This is a genomic window from Chlorogloeopsis sp. ULAP01 (genome assembly GCF_030381805.1).
Lineage (GTDB): Bacteria > Cyanobacteriota > Cyanobacteriia > Cyanobacteriales > Nostocaceae > Chlorogloeopsis.
Window position 1 is genome coordinate 144,634 of record NZ_JAUDRH010000012.1, and the last position, 16,231, is coordinate 160,864.

Annotated in this window: 14 protein-coding genes; 5 read left to right on the forward strand and 9 right to left on the reverse strand. The window is 40.3% G+C overall.

Annotation, left to right across the window (positions count from 1 at the left end; all coding sequences use genetic code 11):
- Positions 1–68: 68 nt before the first annotated feature.
- Entirely contained in the window at positions 69–1,304 is a 1,236-nt protein-coding gene (locus QUB80_RS22985) for an AIPR family protein (protein ID WP_289791819.1), read from the reverse strand.
- A gap of 426 nt (positions 1,305–1,730) precedes the next feature.
- Here QUB80_RS22985 and QUB80_RS22990 point away from each other — a divergent pair, with 426 nt between their 5' ends.
- Positions 1,731–1,985, forward strand: coding sequence for a type II toxin-antitoxin system ParD family antitoxin (locus tag QUB80_RS22990; protein WP_289791820.1), 255 nt, complete (start codon positions 1,731–1,733; stop codon positions 1,983–1,985).
- On the opposite strand, the gene QUB80_RS22995 is transcribed toward QUB80_RS22990, so the two are convergent.
- Positions 1,960–2,229 carry a hypothetical protein gene (locus QUB80_RS22995; RefSeq protein WP_276746246.1) on the reverse strand — a complete coding sequence of 90 codons (270 nt, stop codon included), beginning with the start codon at positions 2,227–2,229 and terminating at the stop codon, positions 1,960–1,962. The genes QUB80_RS22990 and QUB80_RS22995 overlap by 26 nt on opposite strands.
- Positions 2,230–2,252: 23 nt before the next feature.
- Between QUB80_RS22995 and QUB80_RS23000 the strand changes: the two genes are divergently transcribed.
- Positions 2,253–2,807 carry a hypothetical protein gene (locus QUB80_RS23000; protein WP_289791821.1) on the forward strand — a complete coding sequence of 185 codons (555 nt, stop codon included), beginning with the start codon at positions 2,253–2,255 and terminating at the stop codon, positions 2,805–2,807.
- 131 nt (positions 2,808–2,938) lie between these two features.
- Here QUB80_RS23000 and QUB80_RS23005 read toward each other — a convergent pair whose 3' ends face one another.
- On the reverse strand, positions 2,939–4,021 hold the full coding sequence (locus QUB80_RS23005) for a tyrosine-type recombinase/integrase (protein WP_289791822.1): 1,083 nt from the start codon (positions 4,019–4,021) through the stop codon (positions 2,939–2,941).
- 242 nt (positions 4,022–4,263) lie between these two features.
- Here QUB80_RS23005 and QUB80_RS23010 point away from each other — a divergent pair, with 242 nt between their 5' ends.
- The 3 genes from QUB80_RS23010 (at position 4,264) to QUB80_RS23020 (ending at position 10,151) form a co-directional block, all read left to right on the forward strand.
- Positions 4,264–4,650, forward strand: coding sequence for a four helix bundle protein (locus QUB80_RS23010; protein ID WP_289791823.1), 387 nt, complete (start codon positions 4,264–4,266; stop codon positions 4,648–4,650).
- Positions 4,632–5,288 (forward strand): hypothetical protein, encoded by a 657-nt coding sequence (locus QUB80_RS23015; RefSeq protein WP_289791824.1) that lies wholly within the window; start codon positions 4,632–4,634, stop codon positions 5,286–5,288. The genes QUB80_RS23010 and QUB80_RS23015 overlap by 19 nt, the downstream gene beginning before the upstream one ends.
- Positions 5,289–5,525: 237 nt before the next feature.
- Positions 5,526–10,151, forward strand: a complete 4,626-nt coding sequence (locus QUB80_RS23020; protein WP_289791825.1) for an NACHT domain-containing protein — start codon at positions 5,526–5,528, stop codon at positions 10,149–10,151.
- A gap of 434 nt (positions 10,152–10,585) precedes the next feature.
- On the opposite strand, the gene cap4 is transcribed toward QUB80_RS23020, so the two are convergent.
- From cap4 to QUB80_RS23050, 6 genes are all read right to left on the reverse strand, one after another.
- A complete protein-coding gene (cap4, locus tag QUB80_RS23025) occupies positions 10,586–12,040 on the reverse strand; it encodes a CD-NTase-associated endodeoxyribonuclease Cap4 (RefSeq protein ID WP_276746255.1) in 1,455 nt (484 codons plus the stop codon).
- A complete protein-coding gene (locus QUB80_RS23030; protein WP_276746257.1) occupies positions 12,037–12,531 on the reverse strand; it encodes a type II CBASS E2 protein in 495 nt (164 codons plus the stop codon). Before QUB80_RS23030 ends, cap4 begins: the two co-directional genes overlap by 4 nt.
- Positions 12,512–13,600 (reverse strand): nucleotidyltransferase domain-containing protein, encoded by a 1,089-nt coding sequence (locus QUB80_RS23035; protein ID WP_289791826.1) that lies wholly within the window; start codon positions 13,598–13,600, stop codon positions 12,512–12,514. Before QUB80_RS23035 ends, QUB80_RS23030 begins: the two co-directional genes overlap by 20 nt.
- 460 nt (positions 13,601–14,060) lie before the next feature.
- Complete coding sequence (locus tag QUB80_RS23040; protein ID WP_276746261.1) at positions 14,061–14,420, reverse strand: ubiquitination-like system serine protease family protein; 360 nt, start codon at positions 14,418–14,420, stop codon at positions 14,061–14,063.
- Positions 14,421–14,423: 3 nt separating this feature from the next.
- Positions 14,424–15,851, reverse strand: a complete 1,428-nt coding sequence (locus tag QUB80_RS23045) for a ThiF family adenylyltransferase (protein WP_289791827.1) — start codon at positions 15,849–15,851, stop codon at positions 14,424–14,426.
- The gene (locus QUB80_RS23050) at positions 15,848–16,228 is read right to left on the reverse strand and encodes an E2/UBC family protein (protein ID WP_190876659.1); all 381 of its coding nucleotides are present in this window, start codon (positions 16,226–16,228) and stop codon (positions 15,848–15,850) included. The genes QUB80_RS23045 and QUB80_RS23050 overlap by 4 nt, the downstream gene beginning before the upstream one ends.
- Between the last annotated feature and the right edge of the window lie 3 nt (positions 16,229–16,231).

The following is a 16,231-nucleotide window of genomic DNA, read 5'->3' on the forward strand; positions in this document are numbered from 1 at the left end:
GGAGAATGATGATTTGTCATTCCCCTTTTAAATACTAAACTAATAGGAGAGTTGACTACTAAAACTGGTTAAGACGTCAATACTAATTTTGGTTTTGATTTATCGTTTATATTAGACTTAGAATTAATAATTTTTCTATACAAATTGTTCAGGTAGAGCGACGCACAGGTGTATAGATTTTCCCAAATTTCTTGATTACGGTTGATTTCAACTCCTAAAGACTTGCCAGCAACATATTCCTTTTTTAGATATTCGCAGAAGTGTTTCTCCCAGAGGTGTTTGATTAGCCCTTCTGAAAATTCCTCAAAGGGCATAATCCATTGATATTCCTTGTCTAGAAATACTCTAAATGCAGCTACTACTGGTAGGGCTAAATCTCCGGGTGCACCAAATCCAAAGGAGTATTTACTATCGGGGAGAAGAGTATTTTTTTTAGTGTCAATGCTAGCTAAATTGTTTACCCCTTTGCGGCGGGGGTTTCTCAGATATTCGTCAATGATTGTGTAAAGGCGTTGTTCAATCCACAGGGCAGATGTTAGTAGGTGTAACAGGCGGTTAATCCTTTCCTTTTCTGTTTCGTTGATCTCACTGGGTGTTTTTAAACTGGTTGGGTGTTTTCCTCGTCTTTTGTCACTATCTCCGTTGTAGCGATTGCAGTCCAAACAGTTAAGCAGCTTGAGGATGTGACCTATTGAGCAATGGGCATTTTTTGGTATTCCGCTTTGGTTTTGGTAGTAGCGAATGCGAAATTTTCTTTTTTCTTTTGATTCTAACTGGGCTATATATGTTTTGATGAAATCATAATCGCCGCAAGTGTTGATGCGCGAACTGGCATCGACTGGGGCGTTGGTATTGGCAGCGAGGGCAATATCTCTTACTTCTTTTTCGGTTAACCCGACGTGGATTGTTACTTTAACTCGTACCTTTTCTAGGTTGTATTTATAGGCTTGAGCTTTGCTAAACATCGCTACACTGTTACCACCGTTAGCTATACCGTAGTGGCTGTATCCCTCACACTCCTCTAGGATTTCGATTTCTAACTCGCCTTTGGCTACTTCTGTTACTTTGTGTGCGGATATAATTATGCCACTATGTTTCTCTACAAACTTCTCTGGCGCTACAAATAAGCTATCAAGGATTTGCTTGCAAATCGAACTATTTGGGTTGGGTTCTCTGACGTTAGCTGATAGTGGTAAGTCACATGGGAAATTTGCAACCTGCGCTATACCTACTATGTATTTGGTTTTTGGCGTGCTTATAAGTTCGGTATGGTTATCTACCAGTAGTTTGTAGATTTTGGGCATAACAGCTTTTTTCTTATTAGGTTTAGACTGCTTGCCTTACTTTTACCATGAAAACATTGACATCCCTGCTATTAGAAACTCAAAAGCCTCCCCCTTTCCTTGAGAGCGCCTTTCATTTAGTTTGATGCCATTTGATGCCATTGGTTGCGTCTTGATTAATTATTAACTGTGGGTGGTAAGAGCCATAGGAGCGACTTCACCCGACACCAGATCTAAGGGGAAATTGTGAGCATTACGCTCGTGCATTACGCGGGAGCTGATTCCAAGGGAATTTGTCGCACTAAGAATCCTTCAAGCTGGAAGATGTGCATCTTGCTACGCACCATCTGCTAGTTTGGGGGTTTCACGCTTTATTCTTAGGTAAACTAATTTTCATTTGATTTGGTAGGAATCTTTGCTACTTTAGAGTAAAAAGGAAGAAAAGATATGCCTAACGTTGAAAAAATTAGTGTTGCCTTGACGCCAGAAATGGCTGCTTTTGTCCGTGATGCTGTGGAATCTGGTGAATACGCCAGCAGCAGTGAAGTTATCCGCGAAGCACTGCGCGACTGGAAGCAGAAACGCTTGCTTCAGTTACAGAATGTTGATGAGTTGCGTCGCCTTTGGCAGGAGGGCATTGATAGTGGATCTGGGCAGTATGGCAGTATTGATGCCATTAAGCAAGAAGCACGCAGGCGCTAAAACGAAGCAAAGTAATCTGCTTACCTCCTGCCGTACCCTGCCAATGCCAAGCGGCGAAAAAACTGCCTAAACCAGTCGTGTGGCAATCGGATTCTCGAATTGTCCCATAATTCCCCTCATCCATGAGTGCCATCGCACTTCTTATGGGTACTTCCGCATCATCGCTCCCATCGGAATTTGTGTCATTATGTAACAATTTTGCAAAACAATGACAGTATGATGCCAAACCTTTTACAATCAACATATCGATATCAAAATTGATATCAAATGGCTGAACAAAAGTCCCCACCAAGTGAGATGATCCGCGTGCCCGTTCCACTAATTGGGGTGGTTCGGCGGCTATCCAAGCTACATCGGCAAGGGCATACAATTGCCTTGCTACAAGCCTTAGAGGAATTACTAGGAGAATTTGATAGCAAAAATGATATCGATGTCACAGCAGGCAGTAAATCAGTCAAACAGCTAGAACAGAAGCTCTTGAAACTCGAATCCCATCTTGCCGATCAAGGCTCCTCGATGGAAACAAAACTTGAAGCTATCACCAAAAAATTGGAGCTAATCGAACGGGCGATCGCTTCCGCTCGATTAGGCAATAACAAAGGGCGAAGACAAGCGTACCCATACCAACAAACACAAGTTGAGCTACAACCCAGGACAAACGAAAGTCTTGCCCGAAGACTCGGTGTTAGCCCCCAAGGTCTGGCCGCTGAAAGAGAAAACAACAGCGCCAAAGAATTTTTGAGTTGGTCGCGCAACCGCGATCCGATGAGTGTCGCTTGGGAATGGAACGCTTCGGACAGACTATACCACCCCCAACGCTAAAGGATGTCTCTCCAACACTCATCTTCTGGAAGCTTTATATATAGGGACTTCCAGCCATTCGTGCGCCATCGTGTCGCACCTAATTGAGAAAACTGTATGCTACACCAAAGAAATGTTGGCACTGCCATGCTTTACCTATGTTTGCTTTTTTTACGCAGTGCGTGAGAAGTCCCAACACGCCCGACATGGTGAATGTACTTTGCAGTTGTCGCCGGGGAAGCATGACCCAAATCTGCTTGCAAGTCAAAATCAGAAGCTCCATTTTTTTTAGCCAGCGTTGCGTGAGTGTGGCGGAGAAAGTGGGCGCTGAACTTAATTCCCGCACAAGCAGAAATTTCCTCCATCATCAGTCGCAACCCGCGATCGCTTAAAGGTTTACCCCTATCCCGCCGGCTGGGACTGGGAAACACCGGCCGATCGTTGCCTGCATCCCCACGGTAATCCAGTAGCACCGCACTAGTTTCCGGATCGAGACTAATAGTTCTAGTTTTATTTCGTTTCCCCGTCACAGTTAACAACAGACAATCCCCATCCTCCCGAAACTGCCGCCAAAATAACCCCGGCGTAATTACGCGCTTACCATAATCAGAAGTTTGCCGGGCAATTTCTCCCGCCCTCACCCCACTGTAAAACATGAGAGTAAACAGCAGCCAATGCATCTTATTAGTGTTATGTTGCAAGTCTACTGCCATCGCCGCTTTTTCCAACTTAGCAATCTCGCGTTCCGAGAGAATGCGCTCTGCGAGCTTATCGTCCCACTGGATGCTTAAGTCCTTGCCCAAGTCGATAGCAAAATAACCAATAGAAGCTCTAGTACCCCATTCCCACAAACTTTTAATCGCTGCCGTGTACTTAGCCGCAGTATTTTTACTAATTCCATAAGTATTTTTCTTTCCCCGTACTGGCTTTTCATCTTTGAGCCAAGCCAGATAAGCGTGTAGATGGAATAACGTTACCATCCTCAAATCAGATATCCCAAACCGCGACAGCATATAATCGACAAGCTCATAACCAATTTGCCGATATGCCCGTCGCGTTTGGTCGCTTTTAATAGTGACAGAATGCACCCATAGCTCAATTAGCTGCTGTGTCGAATTAATTTTCTGGCGGTTGGGAAAATAATAATCTACAAGCGCAACACGAGCTTCATCAAGCGGTAGAGTCACTACCTCCACAGCAAGTGATTCCACGCTTTTGACGGGTAAATTTTCCATAATAAAATTCCCCAACCCCCACTGATAATTATGATGCCGAGAATGACAATTCCCGGTATCTTTATAATAATTCTTTCCCAAGCACCACAAAATTACTCATTGAAAATAATCTATATCGTATATCCGCGGATATCCCGTGTGCGATAATGGTAGTGGGGAAAGTTAGGGAAGTAGGGGGAGATAGGGAGGTAGGGGGAGATAGGGAGGTAGGGGGAGTTAGTAAATATTAGAACTCGAAGCAAATGGTTAAAGAACTGGTTAGAAAGCATCAAGATTTAGAAATTTACAAGATGGCATTTGACACAGCGATGCAAATTTTTGAATTATCGAAAAAGTTTCCTGTGGAGGAAAGGTATTCGCTTACCGATCAAATTCGTCGCTCATCCCGTTCTGTGTGTGCGAATTTAGCTGAGGCGTGGAGGAAGCGTCGATATGAGGCAGCATTCGTCGCTAAATTGAATGACTGTGAAGCAGAAGCAGCCGAAACTCAAACCTGGATAGAGTTTAGTGTTAAATGTGGTTATTTGGATGTTGAGATTGGTCGAGAACTCTACGGAACCTATAACCAGATTTTGAGTGGATTAGTCAATATGATTAATCATTCTGAATCTTGGTTAATGAAACACTAAGAGACTTGCAAGTAAATAACTATTCCATCGCTTTTGAAGCTGGGGGAGAAAGAGCATTTCCTTCCGCTACTCCCCCTACTCCCGCTACTTCCCCCACTTCCCCTACTCTTCTCACTTCTCCACAACAAAAGCGCGAGGGACTGGTGGAATATCCGCAGATAAATATAAAACTTCTGTCTGAAGAAGACCGGGAGTTGGTGAAGCAGGCCAAGCAGCGTGCTGAGGAGTTGCGCCTCACTTTTAAGGAGTTTGTGCTGAATTGTATTAAACAAGCACTTGTGGAAGAGAGTCCGGATGATGCAGATAGTGCAACTGCTGCCGAAATTGAAGCTTTGAAAGCTCAAATCGCCGCCCTGGAAGAGAAGGTGAATATTCCTTCTGCAACCAAAACGGAAGTACATACCCTCCAAGAGCGGTTAAATCAATTGCGGGTGGGGATTTCAAATGAAATTAAGAAGGATAGGGAGCAACTTGCTTCTTTAACGCTGGCGATCTCCCGACTTGAAAGCCAAATTGAACAGCTAATACCTTCCTTAAATCTTCAAGTGGATGGCGGAGGTAATGCCGACAGTGATAGCGACTGGCTTTTTGGGGAAGGCTCCAGTGGTGCAGGAGAAGAAGATGTTGGGGGTTTTTGAATGTGCCCAACTCATGGAGGGCGATCGCTACTTCACAGAACTTATGATTTGCAACATAAAACATCCGTTTCAGACAAAATATACTTTACAAGCTAGTAAGACAATGTATTCACACCATCCACGCAAGTTTAAAATCGTTTAAACAAAAGCAGCATCAGTAGCATCGCTTTTATAGTTGACTTGTACTAAGTCAGAAATTAAGAAAAATTTTTAGTAAAAAATTATTGTTATCTTAGTATGACTGACAGAAATTACAAATGGGAACGGTTTTGGTACAAAGCAGGAAGTGCAAGTCGTGTTAGTACTGGATTTCTAGAAGTATACAGGCTACCATCACAGAAAATTATTACTCATCCAGATGCAGTCCTTTTTCAGGAAATATCTAAAATTCCCTGTTTAGTTATGTTAGGAGAGTCTGGAATGGGTAAAACTCACACACTAGATAGTGAATTAAATTCTATTCCTCAAGAAGACAAAGTACTTTTTGTAAACCTTGGAGCTTGTGGGAGTGAACTAACTCTTTACAACGATTTATTTAATTCAGCAGATTTTCTTGCCTGGACGCAAAGTACATATTGCTTGCACTTATTTCTTGATGGTTTAGATGAGTGTCAATCCAGAATTCCGAATATTTGTGAGCGACTAATCATTGAATTTAATAAGCATAAAGATAAACTAAATCGTCTATTTCTGCGTATTGCCTGCCGCACTGGATCTTGGGGCAAGGAGTTGGAAGAAAACCTGAAAAAGATTTGGAATAATGATGCTTTTGGACTTTATGAGTTAGCTCAACTAACGGCAGATGATGTTAAATTAGCTGCTACTGACAATAGTATAAACCCTGATGAATTTCTGCTAGAAATTCATCACAAACAGCTTGTTCCTTTGGCAGCGAGACCAGTTACTCTCAAATTACTGCTTGCAGAGTATCAAGATGGTAACAAGCAACTTCCCTCTAATCAAGCAGATCTTTACTTAAAAGGCTGCCAAAGGCTTTGTAGAGAGCGAACGGAACTTCGCCAACAACTTATTAAACTTGATGAGCATCAATGTCTGGCTGTAGCAGCACGTATAGCCGCTATCTCAATTTTTACGGGTCGCCCTGTTATTTGGAAAGGAATAGATTTAGATGCTATCCCTGATAGGGATGCCACCATAACTGTTGAAGAATTAATTGGTGGCAATGAGTATTTTGAGAGAAACGGCTTCAAAAACAAAATTTCGGTAGATAAAGATGCTGTAATAGAAACTTTATCTAAAGGGTTTTTCACACGCTACTCTAATGATTCTGCTGATAAGCTTGTTTGGACACATCAAAGTTATGCTGAATTTTTAGCAGCTTGGTATATTAAGCAACAGGGTTTGGCTTTACCCCAGGTGAAAAGTCTCTTATTTCATCCTGACGGCAGACTTGTTCCTCAGTTACATGGAACAGCTGCTTGGGTTGTATACCTAATACCTGAAATGTTTCAGGAAATTATAAATTCAGACCCTGAAGTTATACTGAAGGGAAATATTAATACTGAAAGTAATGAAGATAGATCTAAATTAGTTACTGCTATTCTACAACTTTGTGAAGAGAATAAAATAGTATCTTATGATTTACCAATTTTAACTTATGGAGATAAATTTTATCATCCAAATTTATCTCAACAACTCAAAGCTTATATTGAAGGAGTAAATCGAGGAAATGATGTAAGAAAGTTAGCCATTTATATTGCTAAAGTTTGTGAATTAAAAGAATTACAATCTATAATTTTATCAGTTGCTCTTGATTTTTCTCAATCTATGGAAGTTCGTCAAGAAGCAGCAAAAACTATTTGTAGTATTGCCGATGAAGATATAAAAGCCCAGCTTAAACCTTTAATAAACGACAATCCAGAAGATGAACTGGATACATTGAGAGGTTATGCTTTAAAAGCCACCTGGCCTAAATACTTGTCGGCAACAGAATTATTCAGTGTAATTACATTTCCAAAAAAGTCTAATTCATTCGGAGCCTACGAAAATTTTTTGACTCAGGATTTAGTTAAAGATATTCAACCGAATGATTTACTAATAGCATTAGAGTGGGTTAAAGAACAACAAATTTGGTTTAATCAACAACTTAGGTTGATTGACGAAAGTGGAACTGGAAAAGGGTTAGATTCTTCATTTCGTAAACTTATAATTTCTTTAATAGGTAAAGGGTTTGAATTTATTGATTATCCAGGTGTTATAGAGTCTCTTGCTGAGATAATCTTAACTGCAATGTTTGAGTATCAAAGAATTGGCGGAAGTTCTCTTGAAAAGTTGTTTGAATTGGGGTTATGGAATGATGATAACAAACGCTATAAGCTTTTAGTAGCCATATCGGATCTAATCGTTAATAAAAGCATTCCATTTTTGCAAATATATTTTTTAATCTTGGCAGTGAAAGCAGGTTCGTACAGCTTTCTAAAATATACATTTTCTAAACTCGAATGCTTACTTATAAATTTTAAAAAAATTATTGATAATCCAAATTTATATACTAAATTTTATAGCTTACAAATTCTTAGGAGCGAAGATTTTTTATGGTTAATCAATTCTTGGAAAACAGCTATTACTATAGAGCATAAAAAAGTATGGATTAACTTCTTATTGAAAATTTTTAATTTACAAAATCGAGAACATATAGAACAAATATTATATATTATAAATAAGAATATTGCAGAATTAAAAGAAGCTTTTTCATCCTATATAGATCCAATTGAGTTGGATTCAGAGCAAGCAAGTTATGCCAGAAATTATTATTACAATAATTTAGAGTTAGATAATCAATATATAGAGAGTAAACATGCCCAAGAAGCTGAAATTTCATTACAAGAGATAAATCAAACTCTCAATCAATTGTTAGATAAATCTCTAGAAAAAAATTTAGATGCTTGGTGGCAATTAAACTATTGGATATCTTACGATTTAGACAATAAATATTTATTAGAGTATGAGGTTGATTTAGAAAAATTACCAATCTGGCAGAATCTAGATTTTATAATTTCTCCAAAGATTATAGAAGCAGCAAAACATTATGTTTGCAATCAAATTCCAAATGTAGAAACATGGGTAGGAAAAGCATATAGACCAGCATCGGCAGGATATCGGGCTTTTTACATCCTTCTAAAACAAGAAAGAAATTTTATTCTCAATCTTCCTAAAGAAATTTGGAATAATTGGACACCTATTATTATTGATTACGGTAGTCGCTTATTTGAACAGAATGAAGTGAAATATGAATTAGTTAAAATTGCGTATGATAATAATCCAGAAACAACAATTCAAACTGTTCTTAAACTTATAGATATATATGACGAGGAAGAACCACCATATATATTAGCATTAGTAGAATATTTGAGAGATTGCTGGGATAATTGCTTAATTCATAGAATTTTGAGCAAACTAGAGCAACCAAGATTGAAACTGGAAACATGGAGAAAATTACTAGAGATTTTAATTAAACAAAATAGTCAAGAAGTCAGAAATATTTTACATAAATTCATTGAGAGTTTAACCATTTCTGAACAAGAAGTACTCAATACTACTCAAAGTATATTAGACTGGCTTTCAACAGTCATAAATAATCATCTTTATGTTAGATGGTGGTTTTTACCTTTACTGCAACAACAACTATTGCTACTCTTAATTTATTTTAAGAGTTGGCAAGAGCCGATAATTGCAGCTTCAACACTTCTAAGCTTTGCAGAAGATGCTGGATGGTCTTTCCTATGGCCATTATTTCAACAAAATTCTAGTTTTGGTCGAGCGGTTGTTGAGGATGCTATACGGTATGATGATGTCTTTGTTAATATTGGCTCTATACTATCCGAAGGTGAGTTAGCAGATTTTTTTATTTGGCTTGCTCATCAATATCCCTACGCTGAAGATCCTAAACACTATGGTATATACACTCGTGGCATCAGAGACTATATTGCTGAGTTAAAAAGTGCTGTCTTGAAACATATTCGAGAACGCGGAACTCCACAAGCCGTGGTAGAAGTGCAACGCATTAAAAGCGAGTTTCCAGAGCTACTTTGGTTGAATTCAGTTCTTTTATATACTCAAGCTAAAACTCGTAGTCAAACTTGGCCTCGCCCTCTTCCTCAAGATATTCTTGGACTAGCAAGGAATCGTCAAGTACGTCTCATTCGTAGCGGGGATGAGCTGCTTAATCTAGTTTATGAATCTTTAGAGCGATTAGAGAATAAACTTCAGGATAATGAAACTTTACCTGTAATGGATTTGTGGAATAAGGTAAAAATTAGTGTACTGAAGAAGTTGGTTCTCACAATTATAAAGCCACTATACAAAATAGTTCCTAATTTGGAATCTACCATCAAAACTCAACAAAATGAAATTTTCAAAGAAAATTTATTTACACCTAAAGATGAAGATGATTTATCTTCTTATGTAAAAAGGCACTTGGATAACGACCTTAAACCATTAGGTATGATTGTTAGTCGTGAAGTCGAAATTAATCGAACAGATTATGTAGATTTGCGTATCGACTGTACTTCAGAATATGGTAATTATCAGACCGTTGAATCTTTTAGTGTGATTATAGAAGTTAAGGGAACATGGAATGAAGAACTTAATACTTCAATGAAAGAACAGCTTTTTGACCGCTATCTTAGCGATATCAGTTGTCAACATGGAGTTTACCTTATTGGTTGGTTTTATTGTGATAAATGGAGTAAGCAAGATTATCGTAAATCAGACGCTCAGAGATATACAAAAAATTTTCCAACCCTTGAAGCTGCGAAAAACTATTTTGAAATTGAAGCTATAAAGATATCACAGCCTAACAAAAAGGTTAAGTCTTTCGTACTGAATGTTTCTCTCCCCTAGTTGACTAGCGAAAGTAATAAGGTAGGGAAAATATTTAACTTAAAACTTGAGCTATTCGATTTTTACAATTTGCTAGAACTTCGTAACCTTGTTTTGTCACTCATAGCACTGAACAGCTATAAAAACCAGACAATAAAACAAATAAAGTGGCAGCAGGACATAACTTAAGATAGGAGTGTATTTGAAAGAGTTGATGCGATCGCGTGCAGCCCATACACAACAGAAAAATAACACACTAGCTTGATTGGGGTGGCCACTCTATCCTCTAAGTAAGATTTGCGGTCAATTGATGATTCACAAATGAGGATATTTTCTTGTGAAAGTCACAGGGCTGTCTGGAAGTAACGCAACGCACAAATCCTTAATACCTAGTTTATTTTTACCGCAAGGTTGTATTGCTGCATTTAAACTATTGCTAGTTTGCTGAAACAAATTTAGCTGGAAATTGCTGAGAAGAGTTGGAATGTTTTAGAGTATTGACCATTAGATACCCATGCGTAGCAAGTAATTGGTGCTGTAGCATCCAAGCGATGTCCCAGAAACAGAGCAAGATGAGCAGGTCCAGCAAAAAATAAATGAATTTCTTTACCACCTAGAGATACTAATGTATTGACAATTAATTTTTTAATGCTTCCAACGGCATTATTGGCATGTTGTGGGGAACTAATAGGCTGCTCTCCTCTAATGTGAAGCAGTGGCTCACCTGTGAGTCCATACTTCTCCAGATTGACTTCGACTTCAGGAATAATATCTCGAATAATGCCTATGCTAACAACTAAGCGGGTTCCTGTTTTACCTATAATCTGATGAGCTAAAGGATAAACGGGGGTTTCTTGAGTGGGATGAGCATCTGTTGCCCATACCTCTCCACGGTATTCCATTTCGATGGCGTAGCCCCTAACAGCTGAGAAGACAGATCCTATTGCAAGACATGCTGCCAGACGACGATTGCCAGCAAGCCTGATTCGCTTAGTATTTCTATACTTTTCAATCCAGCTTCGAGTATCCTGTAGTTCAATCAGTAAGTGATTCCACTGTTGGGATGGGGCAATTGCACGAGTTTCACCACCAGAAAAAGATGCCCAATCGAAATACAATCCATGATGCTCTGGGTTATTTTCAGAGGCAATGGCTGTGTAAATCAAGATGGGACGAAGGGCAGGAAGTTGACTGGGAGGAATTTTTTCCCGTAGTTTTGTCTCTAAGTCTTTGCGGGTAATATTTTGGTTCTTGCGCTGTCGTATAAATGTACCTAAGTGATTATAAATATTATCAAAAGTTCTAAAAGATAAATCTTCATATTCACTCAGATTGTCAGCCAAAGACTGCTTAAAAAGAGCTTCGCCATGAGGTTTTGCAGTGTTCCAATCTGCCTCTACTATCACCTTTTCAAAAATGAAAAAGGCATCTTGTTCTGTACCACCAATTTTTTTGACTAGGCGGGTGTACTCTTTGAAAGAATTTTCTTTGACTGTAGAGTTTTCTTCGTAAAAATCTTGAGGATTACGAACGCGGCGCAATCCATTTACCAAAGGCTCTAAGTCTCTGGAAACTCCTGCTGCTACAAGTATAAACTGCTGATAAGTGTTTGGACTACCAACATCTACTTCTCGGAACCGTTGAATTTCATTTAAAAACTTAGATGGTTGGAGTGTATGGTCTTTAACTTCAAGAAACTCTATCGCAAACCCACGACCGGGTACAAAAAACTTTGCCTCTACATCTCCAATCCCTTCTCGAATCATAGCTGTGAAGCCATCTTGTGCTAGCCAAGCAGGGATGCGAGCAAGCATGACTTGCTCCTGAAAGGAAAAGCCACCTTCAGCAATATCACCACCACGAGACTGTGGTTCTAGAAGTGAGGGAGTCAAATGTTCGCTTTCTGTCATGCAGTTTGCTGCTCAGTCGGTTTTTCTACAATAGAGTACCCTTCAACGGGATTGGAACTCCAACTTTGGAGTTTTGAATCTGAGGCGTGTGAAGATGGGCCAAGCCATTTTCCTGTATCTAGCCACAATTCATAGTAATATAACCATAATGCAGTCCACGGAATGATAGTCTCTGCTAGCAGCATATCTTTCTGCCACTGTTTTTCTTTGGGGTAGTAGAGGCATAAAGTTCCGTCTTTCCAGACATGGGGAGGTCGTGGTGCTAAAGTCGGAGATATGACATTAACGGTTGGGTAAGAACTGAGTTTGTAGCGGATTGCTACTCGGTATTTTGGCGAGAACTGACGCGGTTGAAGTGTTCCTCGCCATACAGTTACCCCGCGCTCTCGCCTGTAAACGAACCCAGGGAATCGGTGCAGTATGTGCAGGTTTTGTAGCCCCAGGTTGATAGTGGGTTTCAATTGATAATATTCAGCTTTGGTCAATCCCATGAAACTTGGTTGCAATGGTTGAGGTGTATAAACCAGAAGCAGGTTGGCTGGGTAGAATCAAACCAGTAGAGCTGACGTAAGATTTACCAGGTAAACCCGCTTTAGCTAATTTGGATGCAGCGGTTTCCACCTCTGATGGAAAATATTCTTCTCCAAAAATTTTTTGCCAGTATTTAATCGCCTTCTCCCGATCGTTAGTCTCTAGAGCTTTAGCTGCCCAATTCCGTCCCTCATTAATCCGTCTCATGAAAGTTTCAAAGTGGGTACGGCTCCAGTTCCAAGAGATGTTATGACCAAGAATTGGATCGGGGAGGTTTGGGGTTGCAACATTGCTAGTATATAGCAGGTGATCGTATTGGCGGTAAATAGCATCCAAAAGCTCATAAAATAGGACTGCCAAAGGCTGTGTCATATCTAAAGTGTTCTGTTGGATGTGATAAACCAGCAGAGCACCAAGCCAGTAACTCTTGGGTTTGCGGCTTTTCATTTGGCAGTCACGAAAGTGCTTCAGAAGCTTGCCAAGTGGTTTAACTTTGCGAGCGTGTTTATTTTGTAGTTCATTCAGTAAGTTAATATACCCAATGGGGTGCGATGCAATCCACTTATTGAATCCTCGATCTGGGACATAAAGCACACCCTCGAATCCATCTGGCGCAATGCAAGGAACAAAGTCTAGATGGAAGTCTTTGCCTTTGAAGTAGACATGGACAGAACGACGTGCCCGCTCTACCTCTATTTCTGCTTCTGCATATCCGTCAAAGCCCAAAGCTTTTGGCAAACCATCAAGCAACTTTTTCATGTCTTGAATTAATCGTTTAGCTTCTGGTTTATTTGCCTTTGGATCTCCAGAGACGCGTATTAAGGTATCTACGTCTTTAACATCCCCTGATGTCATGTCCTGAGCGTAAGAGCCTGCAAGTCGAGAGTGAGGATAGACAGTAGGAAAATCTTTACTTTTGGCGATGTATTCACGCACTACGGGTGGCAAATCGCGTGCTGCATCAAGGCGTTCTTGAGGAGGTTGAATGTTCTTGAGCAGTTCTTCAAAGTGTGTAATCAGAGGAAACATCTATATTTTTTACCTTTACTGAATTGGGCTATTCATAGCGCAGTGCTATGGTAATTTCTTTTCATATGTCACCATCATCAATATCTGAATTAAAATCTATCTTCCAGAAAAAACTTACTGGTATTACCTATAGTTCGTAACCAAATTCATCTAAATTTAGCCAATATTGACTTACAATAGATTATTGTGTAGCACTTTATTACATTGTATTTTAATCATATTTGATTAAAAAGAACAATTGTACTTGTAGTAAAAACCGAACTAAAGTTAGTAGTAATTTTACGGTTTCTCGTTTAGTCTGGTGATTAACTCAAAGCTAGAGGAGCGATCGCTTTCCTCATAATTAATCTGCACTTCGTCACAGAGTTGTTACTCCGCAAATATTTCACGCAATTGGTATATGTTTACACCCTAAAATTAAGTAGGGAGCAGATTTTTCTGTTATACAAAACTATATAGTTCATTCCTGCCCCGAATCAGCACACCATTCAACAATTCCCTGACGTACCCAAAAGTGGCAGTAGCATTCGTTAAGCTGCCTAACAGAAGGATTAAGTGTTGGTCGCCCCAACGAATCAATGGCGATCGCCCAGCAAGGATGCTGCTTTTGATTTAAGGACAGCAAAATACTTTCTCCACATCCTCCAGGACAACGAAAACAAGCCCATTTTTGATATTCAGCATCGCCAACAACTAAAATTTCCCCTGGTTTTATATTCTCAGGTGCAGGATGTGTTGGAACTATCCGTGCTGATAAGTCTGGCTGACGAATAAAACGCAGCCAGATTAATAGTTGTCTGATTACACCACGAAAAAACATCCTTTACTCCACCAGATTGAGAAAAGGCACAACATCCCCTCTGCCCCACCACTGGATACCGACTGTCCCGCAAACTGGGCAATTGGGATTAGGGATTGCTGCTGGTTTACGGTCAGTCGTCAGATGGAATTTACGAACCCTGTGAGCTGCTGCACCATCCTCACCACGGAAACCTTGAAGGCGGTGAACAAGTTCCTGTATTGCCATAATTGCAACCTCTGTTGTAAATAAAACAACGGCAGGGCTGGGGTTTCCTTCTCCAATAACGTAGGCTTCTGCCTTGCGGCGTTCGTACTCATCAGGATTACTACGTTTTAACGCTTCATCCCGTGCAGCAACAGGATTTATAACTTCACGACACAATAGACAGGTATGTCCTGGCGCAGGTGCAAGCACCGTGACCCGACCATCTAAAGCCTGAAAATTGGGCGTTTCCTCTTGAGAAACCTCAATTGCTAAACCCATATCAAACACAGGTGTTGCATAGTAGTAGGCAAACCGATTCAGCATTAGGCGACCTGTGTGGTCATCAGTGCAACAAAAAATTACGTCGCACGCTTTTAGGGGATCGCGGCAGTCAGCTTCCCCAATCCATGCTTGATATGTTCTTACTTGAACACCAAGTCCAAGTTCCACAAGTGACTTGGCAACAACTTCAACTTTGGGACTCATAGCATCAGCATCTGACTGACGCGCACCATGTAGTCGATTTAAATTTGTGTCCTCAACAATGTCTTTATCAAAAAGTGCAATGTTGCGAAAACCCATCTTTGGCAGCAACATGGCGATCGCACTTCCTGTACCGCCGCAACCAACAACCCCAACACGCAACATGGATAAGTCTTGATTGAGGGCCTTCCCAAAAGCTAAAGCCTGTCGGTGAAATGCCGGAGGAGAAATCCCCAGTCCCCGGTTTGGATAATGCAAACGGATTTTCTGCCCAATAACACGAATCATCTGCAAGGAAATAACTTCCTGGGAACTAACCCAGATGCGACCAATCAAATTTCCATCTGGTGTTAAAATCACACTCAAAATCTGAGTATCTGAGCCGTTGCGGTTTTGTGCCAGTTGAATTAAGTCTGGTTCGTTAGTATCATCCTGGATAGAGAATTCTCTCAAACTTTCTGGGTGGCTGTGGAAAACGGCTACCGTCAGGTTCTTTGCTTGTGCCACTTGCAATGCCCGAACAAAAGAATCTGTTTTCCAGGTAATGTGTTTGACAGAGAAGGAAACAATTTCATCCTCTGGCACTGGTATTACTTCATATGAAATGAATTTTTGGTGCGGCTGTCCATCCCAAGGGTCGGTATTTATAACGGCCTTTCCACACAGGACATATGCTGCTCGCTCTTTCCCATCTGTGGTTAATAGCAATTCCCGCAGGGAATTTAAGTGTTGCTCTTGCAATGTCAAGCTTGCAGAAATCAAGCAGCCACCTCCAAAGCATTTTCAATCCGTTTGAGCATTGTCCATATGCCATCTGTACCAGGTCGCCACTCATTGTTATGTCTCGACCATCGTTGCCATTTCTGACTATTAAATTGGTGTGCTTGGTCAGCTGCTTTTGGATATTTTGCACCTTGTACTAACTTTACCCACGGCAGCAGGTAAAACATATCGGGGGGTGCATCCGGATATCCGCTCGGCAAGAGAATTAGGATATCTGCCTGTTCGGTATCAAAACGACCAGGTGGTAACTGAAATTCCCGTAAAATGACACCCTTTTGACTGGCATCTACCACTTCTTCAAAAGGTAAACCCCTGTTTTCCAGGTATTGGCGATCGTTTGAGGGTAAAAAGCTCATTAC

What these genes read in the sequence shown, in the direction of transcription:
- QUB80_RS22985 (WP_289791819.1), bottom strand. Translation starts at nt 1,304, where the DNA reads ATGCCCAAAATCTACAAACTACTGGTAGATAACCATACCGAACTTATA.
- QUB80_RS22990 (WP_289791820.1), top strand. Translation starts at nt 1,731, where the DNA reads ATGCCTAACGTTGAAAAAATTAGTGTTGCCTTGACGCCAGAAATGGCT.
- QUB80_RS22995 (WP_276746246.1), bottom strand. Translation starts at nt 2,229, where the DNA reads ATGTTGATTGTAAAAGGTTTGGCATCATACTGTCATTGTTTTGCAAAA.
- QUB80_RS23000 (WP_289791821.1), top strand. Translation starts at nt 2,253, where the DNA reads ATGGCTGAACAAAAGTCCCCACCAAGTGAGATGATCCGCGTGCCCGTT.
- QUB80_RS23005 (WP_289791822.1), bottom strand. Translation starts at nt 4,021, where the DNA reads ATGGAAAATTTACCCGTCAAAAGCGTGGAATCACTTGCTGTGGAGGTA.
- QUB80_RS23010 (WP_289791823.1), top strand. Translation starts at nt 4,264, where the DNA reads ATGGTTAAAGAACTGGTTAGAAAGCATCAAGATTTAGAAATTTACAAG.
- QUB80_RS23020 (WP_289791825.1), top strand. Translation starts at nt 5,526, where the DNA reads ATGACTGACAGAAATTACAAATGGGAACGGTTTTGGTACAAAGCAGGA.
- cap4 (WP_276746255.1), bottom strand. Translation starts at nt 12,040, where the DNA reads ATGACAGAAAGCGAACATTTGACTCCCTCACTTCTAGAACCACAGTCT.
- QUB80_RS23030 (WP_276746257.1), bottom strand. Translation starts at nt 12,531, where the DNA reads ATGGGATTGACCAAAGCTGAATATTATCAATTGAAACCCACTATCAAC.
- QUB80_RS23035 (WP_289791826.1), bottom strand. Translation starts at nt 13,600, where the DNA reads ATGTTTCCTCTGATTACACACTTTGAAGAACTGCTCAAGAACATTCAA.
- QUB80_RS23040 (WP_276746261.1), bottom strand. Translation starts at nt 14,420, where the DNA reads ATGTTTTTTCGTGGTGTAATCAGACAACTATTAATCTGGCTGCGTTTT.
- QUB80_RS23050 (WP_190876659.1), bottom strand. Translation starts at nt 16,228, where the DNA reads ATGAGCTTTTTACCCTCAAACGATCGCCAATACCTGGAAAACAGGGGT.